General features: G+C 72.2%; 4 protein-coding genes. 3 read left to right on the forward strand and 1 reads right to left on the reverse strand.

Features of this window, described 5'->3' with window-relative positions:
* Nucleotides 1-104 precede the first annotated feature (104 nt).
* Both QEZ54_RS35235 and QEZ54_RS35240 read left to right on the forward strand, forming a co-directional pair.
* Nucleotides 105-1,010 (forward strand): helix-turn-helix domain-containing protein, encoded by a 906-nt coding sequence (locus QEZ54_RS35235; RefSeq protein WP_281309122.1) that lies wholly within the window; start codon nt 105-107, stop codon nt 1,008-1,010.
* Nucleotides 1,011-1,047: 37 nt separating this feature from the next.
* Nucleotides 1,048-1,872: a carbohydrate-binding protein gene (locus QEZ54_RS35240; protein ID WP_281309123.1), complete on the forward strand. Its 825-nt coding sequence runs from the start codon at nt 1,048-1,050 to the stop codon at nt 1,870-1,872.
* Between the two features lie 57 nt (nt 1,873-1,929).
* Here QEZ54_RS35240 and QEZ54_RS35245 read toward each other — a convergent pair whose 3' ends face one another.
* Nucleotides 1,930-2,802 carry an ATP-grasp domain-containing protein gene (locus tag QEZ54_RS35245; RefSeq protein WP_281309124.1) on the reverse strand — a complete coding sequence of 291 codons (873 nt, stop codon included), beginning with the start codon at nt 2,800-2,802 and terminating at the stop codon, nt 1,930-1,932.
* A 318-nt stretch (nt 2,803-3,120) separates the two neighbouring features.
* On the opposite strand from QEZ54_RS35245, the gene QEZ54_RS35250 reads away from it, so the two are divergent.
* A complete protein-coding gene (locus QEZ54_RS35250; RefSeq protein ID WP_281309125.1) occupies nt 3,121-6,684 on the forward strand; it encodes a choice-of-anchor D domain-containing protein in 3,564 nt (1,187 codons plus the stop codon).
* Nucleotides 6,685-6,764: the final 80 nt, after the last annotated feature.

Raw genomic sequence — 6,764 nt, forward strand, 5'->3', positions numbered from 1 at the left:
ACCCTGGCGGGCCGAGTGCGCGGAACCGGTTCCGGGCCGCCGGGTTCCGCGATAGGACCAGGTCGGCAGTGCCGCGCCCACGCGTGGGCGGGCAGGCTGGCGGCATGTCGCTCCCCCTGCACCGGCTCACCGCGACGCAGACGCTCACCGTGCCGTTCGCGGTCGACTCGTTCGAGGCGCTCGGGCCGCTGTCGCACGCGCCGTTCCCGCACCGGCACACCTTCTACGAGGTGGTCCTGGTCCGGGCGGGCACCGGGACGCACGTGGTGGACCTGGCCGCCTATCCGCTGCGGGCGCCGCACCTGGCCGTCGTCCTGCCGGGACGCACCCACCACTGGCGCGACGCGTCCGGGCTGGACGGCTGGCTGATCCTGTTCGGCGAGGAGTTCCTGGCGGGCTGCCCGCAGGTGCGGGAGCTGCTGCACCGGTTCGGGCAGCGGCCGTGCGTGAGCCTCGGCGCGGACGCGGGTGAGCACGCGGCCGTGCTCGCGGCCCGGATGCGCGGCGAGTACGCCTACCCCGCCGCCGACACGCTCGGGGTGCTGCGGGCGTACCTGCACATCCTGCTGGCCACGGCGGCCCGGCAGGCCGGTGCGCCGGCCCCGGTCGGGGTCGGCGGGCAGCGGGTGGAGCTGGCCAGGCGGTTCTGCGACCTGGCCGCGGCGCCCGGCGGCGGACCGCGCACGGTCGGGGCGTACGCGTCGGCGCTGGGGGTGTCCGCCGGACATCTCGGGGACGCGGTGCGGGAGGTGACCGGGCGGACGCCCGGTGCGGTGATCCGGCAGGCGTGCGCGGTGGAGGCGATGCGGCTGCTGGCCGGGACGCGGCTGACGGTGGCGCAGGTGGCCCGGGAGGTCGGGTTCGCCGACCCGGCCTACTTCAGCCGCTTCTTCCGCAGGCAGACGGGCATGACCGCGGTGGCGTTCCGCCAGGCCGCGAGCTGCGGCGATGCGGAAAGCACCACGATCACCGGGACAAGTCCATCGAAACATGGCGATACCGGCGCCTAGCGTGGCGGCAACGGCATCGTTGTGAAGGAGTGTGCCGATGACCGGCGACGAACCCCGCCCCGCGGGCCTCACCCGCAAGACCCTGCTGCGCGCCGCCGTGGTGCTGCCGGCGGCACCGCTGCTGCTGGCCGGCGTGCCCGCGCTGGCCCGTACCCCCTCCGGGCAGCCGCTGGCGGCGACGCCCGAGTCGTGTGACGACGACGACCTGACCCCGCCGCAGATGGAGGGCCCCTACTTCAAGCCCGGCTCGCCGCTGCGGACCTCGATGCTCGACGGCGCCGGCACCCGCCTCACCGTCACCGGGTACGTGGTCGGCCTGGCCTGCCAGCCGATCGCCGGGGCCCTGCTGGACTTCTGGCAGGCCGACAACGCGGGCGCCTACGACAACGCCGGCAACCGCTTCCGCGGCCACCAGTTCACCGACGCCCAGGGCCGCTTCACCCTGACCACGATCGTGCCGGGGCTCTACCCGGGCCGCACCCGGCACATCCACGTGAAGGTGCAGGCACCGGGCCGCCCGATCCTGACCACCCAGCTGTACTTCCCGAACGAGCCCCGCAACAGCACCGACACCCTGTACGACCCGGCCCTGCTGATGAACGTGCAGCAGGTCGGTTCGGCCCGGCAGGCCACGTTCGACTTCGTGCTGAACGTGCCCGGCGTGCCGCCGTCGCCCTCCCCGACTCCGACGGCGTCGCCGAGCCCGAACCCGCCGGGCGGCGGCACCTGGGCGCCGAACGTGGCCTACGCCGTCGGCGCGCAGGTCACCTACGGCGGCCTGGCGTACGTCTGCCAGATCGCGCACACCTCGCTGCCGGGCTGGGAGCCGCCGAACACGCCCGCCCTGTGGCGTCGCCTCTGACGCCGCTGCCGGAACCGCGGCGCGGGCTCCACCGCTACGGGTGCCCGCGCCGCCCGCTCAGCTCAGCCGCGCCAGCACCGCCGCCGGATCGGCACCCCGGGGCAGGTCGCTGACCTGGCCGTCGCCCACTTCCACGATCCGCCACACGCCGTCGTCGCGCAGGGCCACGTCGGTGGTGACGAACCGCGGCCCGAAGCAGCGCACCAGCGGCTCGATCGCGCTCAGGTCGGGGTCGCCGACCACGTCCGGGGTGTCCGGATGCGCACCGGTCAGCACCGGCCGCCCGTCCACCCACCACACCCGGGCCTCCACCGCGCGGCCGCCGACCCGCTGGAACGGCTCGAACCGCCGCACCACCACCCCGCCGGCCAGGAAGTCGCCCTGCAGCTCGACCATGCGGGCCACGACCCGGTGCGCGTGCGCGGTGTCGGCCAGGTCCGGGATGAAGCAGGCCTCGGCCCACTCGTGCTTGCGCGACTTGACGTAGTCCTTGACCACTGCAGGTCCCGGACCGAGCGGCGCGACCAGCGCCGCGGCCTCGTCGACCGACGGCGGCGCACCGGGCGGCCGGGGCAGCCAGACGCTGTCCGGGGTGGCGGCGGCGAAGTGCGCGTACCAGCCGGGAAGTTCGTGGGCGGCCCGGTAGTCGGCCGGCGCGACGCGCAGCCCGGCACCGCGCTCAGCCAGGGCGGCGGCCAGGTCGGCGTAGCGGTCGGCGGGGACCATCCAGCCCCGGTACCAGTACTCGCCGGAGTCGCGGGGCACCCGGCGCACCGCGGCCGTCGCGTCGCCGCCGAGCAGCGCGTCATGGTCCAGCAGCGCCACCGTGGCGCCGAGGCCGCGGGCGGCGGCCGCCTCCGGGGCGAAGTGCGGGTCGGGGCGGCGCTCGACCAGCGGGTCGGCGGGCACCAGCAAGGCGGGGACGGTCACCGCGACATCCTATGCAGCGCAACGCCAGTCCCGATGTTACGCAACCGCGCGCAAGACGATGCATAAATTAGGTCCGGATATTGCGCGAGTGTGTCCAGAGGGTTACGGTCCATCCAGCACCGTCCAACCGCTCCGGTGCGGCAAGCAAACCGCCATCGACCGAACCGCTCCCCTGTCCCCCCAGGTCGGCACGGTCGCGGCGGGTGTCATCGCGCCGAGCCGACCGCCCCGTCGGCGGATGCCGCGCGCCCGGGCACGGGCAACGGCGCCGCAAACGGTGACGGGCCTCTCGGCATCCGTCCCCGAGAGCGAGCTGTGATGTCCAGACTCTCCGCAGGCACCGGCCGGGCGATCCGCGCCGGTGCCCTCCTGTCCACCGGGCTGCTCGCCGCAGCCGGGATCGTGGCCCTGTCGGCGCAGCCCGCGCTGGCCGCCGCGACCGGCGGCGTCGGCGCCACCCTGCCCTACGTGCAGGTGCAGGCCGAGAACGCCACCACCAACGGCACGGTGATCGGGCCGACCGCGCAGTACAACACGCTCGCCGCCGAGGCGTCCTACCGCAAGGCGGTGACGCTGTCCGGCTCGGGCAAGTTCGTCGAGTTCACCAGCCCGGTGGCGACCAACTCGATCGTGTTCCGCTACAGCATCCCGGACTCCGCCGGCGGCTCGGTGTACACGGCGCCGCTGTCGCTGTACATCAACGGCACCCGGCAGACGAACTTCACCCTGACCAACGCCTACAGCTGGTACTACGGCAGCTACCCGTTCACCAACTCGCCGAGCAGCAACGCGCACCACTTCTACGACGACGCCAACCGGCTGTTCGGCACCACCTACCCGCAGGGCACGAAGTTCCGGCTGCAGGTGGACGCGGACTCGACGGCCTCGTCGTACACGATCGACTTCGCCGACTTCGAGAACGTGGCCGGGCCGCTGTCCCAGCCCGCCGGGTCGGTCTCGATCACCAGCAAGGGCGCCGACCCGACCGGTGCCGCCGACTCCACCTCGGCCATGAACTCCGCGATCGCCTCGGCGGGCGCGGGCGGCACGGTGTGGATCCCGCAGGGCACCTTCAAGATCCTGGGGCACATCGCGGTCAACAACATCACCATCAAGGGCGCGGGCATGTGGCACTCGCGCACCACCGGTGACCGCATCGGCTTCTACGGCAACTACCCGCCGACCCCGAGCAGCAACGTGCACCTGGCCGACTTCGCGATCTTCGGCAACGTGCAGGAGCGCAACGACGGCGACCAGGTCAACGGCATCGGCGGCGCGATGAGCAACTCCACCGTGGACCGGGTGTGGATCGAGCACACCAAGGTCGGCGCGTGGATGGACGGCCCGTTCACCAACCTGGTGTTCAGCGGCATGCGGCTGCGCAACTTCACCGCCGACGGCGTCAACTTCCACAACGGCGTCACCAACTCCAAGGTGACCAACAGCGACGTGCGCAACGCCGGCGACGACGCCCTCGCGATGTGGGCGGAGATCAACGCCGACTCGGGCAACAGCTTCGACCACAACACCGTGCAGTACCCGATCCTGGCCAACGGCATCGCGATCTACGGCGGGCACGACAACTTCGTGACCGACAACCGGGTCATCGACTCCGGCCTCAGCCAGGGCGGCGGCATCCACGTCGCGCAGCGGTTCGCCTCCACCCCGCTGGGCCGCACCGACGTGCTGCGCAACACCATCATCCGCTCGGGCGCACTGGACCCGAACTGGAACTTCGGTGTGGGCGCCCTGTGGTTCGACGCCCGGGACGGCGGCATGACCGGTCTGACCAACGTCGACAACATCCTGATCCAGCAGAGCCCGTACGAGGCGATCCAGTTCGTCTCGGGCTCGAACATCACCAACGTCAAGATCAACAACGCGACGATCCAGAACACCGGCACCTGGGTGGTACAGGAGCAGGTCGGCGGCTCGGCGACGATCACCAACAGCACCGCCACCGGCGTCGGCGCCCCCGCGTCGATCTACAACTGCGGTGTCGGGTTCACCCTCACCGACGGCGGCGGCAACTCCGGCATCTTCGGGTCGACCGGCTGCACCAACATCACCAACCCGGCGTTCCCGCCCTACCTGCCCGACAACGGGTCGGCGATCTCGGTGAGCCCCAGCGCGCTCGGCTTCGGCTCGGTCGCCACCGGCACCACCACCGCCGCCCAGAACGTCACCGTCACCAACAGCGGCAGCGCGGCGGCCGCCGTCACCTCGATCGCCGCCTCCGGTGACTTCAGCCAGACCAACACCTGCGGCAGCAGCATCGCCGCGGGCGCGTCCTGCACCGTCGCGGTGAAGTTCACCCCCACCGCCGCGGGCAACCGCACCGGCGACCTCACCGTGGTCGCCGCGGGCGTCACCAGCACCGTGCCGCTGTCGGGCACCGGGGTGGCACCCGGCCCGATCCTCAACGCCAACCCGACCGCGCTCACCTTCCCGGCCACCACCGTCGGCAGCCAGTCGGCGACCCAGGCGGTCACCGTCACCAACAGCGGCACCACCGGCGCGACCGTGTCCGGGGTCAGCACCAGCGGCGACTTCAGCCAGACGAACAACTGCGGCAGCGTCGCCGTCGGCGCCAGCTGCACCGTCACGGTCAGGTTCGCCCCGACCGCCTCCGGCGCCCGCACCGGCACGCTCACCGTCACCAGCAACGCCAACAACAGCCCCACCACGGTCAGCCTGTCCGGCAGCGGCGTGGGCACCAACACCAACATCGCGCTGGGCCGCCCGGCCACCGCCAGCAGCCAGGTCAACGGGGCGCAGACCCCGAACCTGGTCACCGACGGCAACGCCGACACCTACTGGGAGAGCGTCAACAACGCGTTCCCGCAGTGGGTGCAGGTCGACCTCGGCTCGGCCACCAGCGTCGGCAAGGTGATGCTCAAGCTGCCGCCGGCGGCCGCGTGGGCCACCCGGACGCAGACGCTGTCGGTGCAGACCAGCACCAACGGCAGCTCGTTCAGCACGGTCGCGTCCGGGACGTACACGTTCAACCCGGCCAGCGGCAACACCGCGTCGATCACCTTCACCGCGACCAGCGCGCAGTACGTCCGGATCAACATCACGGGCAACTCCGGCTGGCCCGCCGGGCAGCTGTCGGAGCTGGAGGTCTACCCCGGCGGCGGCAACCCGCCCACCTCGGCGACGCTGTCCGCCAACCCGTCCTCGCTGACCTTCGGCAGCCAGGCGCTGAACACCACCAGCGCCGCGCAGGCGGTCACGGTGACCAACACCGGCAACGCCGCCGCGGCCATCTCGGCGGTGTCGGTCAGCGGTGACTACCTGCAGACCAACACCTGCGGCAGCTCGCTGGCGGCCGGGGCGTCCTGCACCGTGAACGTCAGCTTCCGGCCGACCGCCTCGGGCACCCGGACCGGCACGCTGACCGTCACCAGCAACGCCGTCAACAGCCCGACCACGGTCGCGCTCACGGGCACCGGCGCCGGGGCGACCGCCACCAACCTGGCGGCGGGCAAGCCCACCAGCGAGTCCAGCCACACGCAGGTGTACGGCTCGGGCAACGTCACCGACGCCGACCAGAACACCTACTGGGAGAGCGCCAACAACGCGTTCCCGCAGTGGGTGCAGGTCGACCTCGGCTCGGCGCAGTCGGCGAGCAAGGTCGTGCTGCAGCTGCCCGCCGGTTGGGGTGCGCGCAACCAGACGCTGTCCATCCTGGGCAGCACCGACGGCAGCAACTTCAGCACGCTGAAGGCGTCGGCGGCGTACACGTTCAACCCGTCCAGCAGCAACACCGTGACCATCACGTTCACCGCGACCACCCAGCGCTACTTCCGGGTGAACATCACGGCGAACACCGTCTGGCCCGCCGGCCAGCTCTCCGGCCTCCAGGTCTGGAACTTCTAACCCTCACCCTCAGCCGCCCCCCACCCCTTCCCGGGGGTGGGGGGCGGCTGCAGTTTCGGGGAAAGTGCAGGAATCTTGGA

It is taken from the genome of Catellatospora sp. KI3, from assembly GCF_029948125.1.
Lineage (GTDB): Bacteria > Actinomycetota > Actinomycetes > Mycobacteriales > Micromonosporaceae > Catellatospora.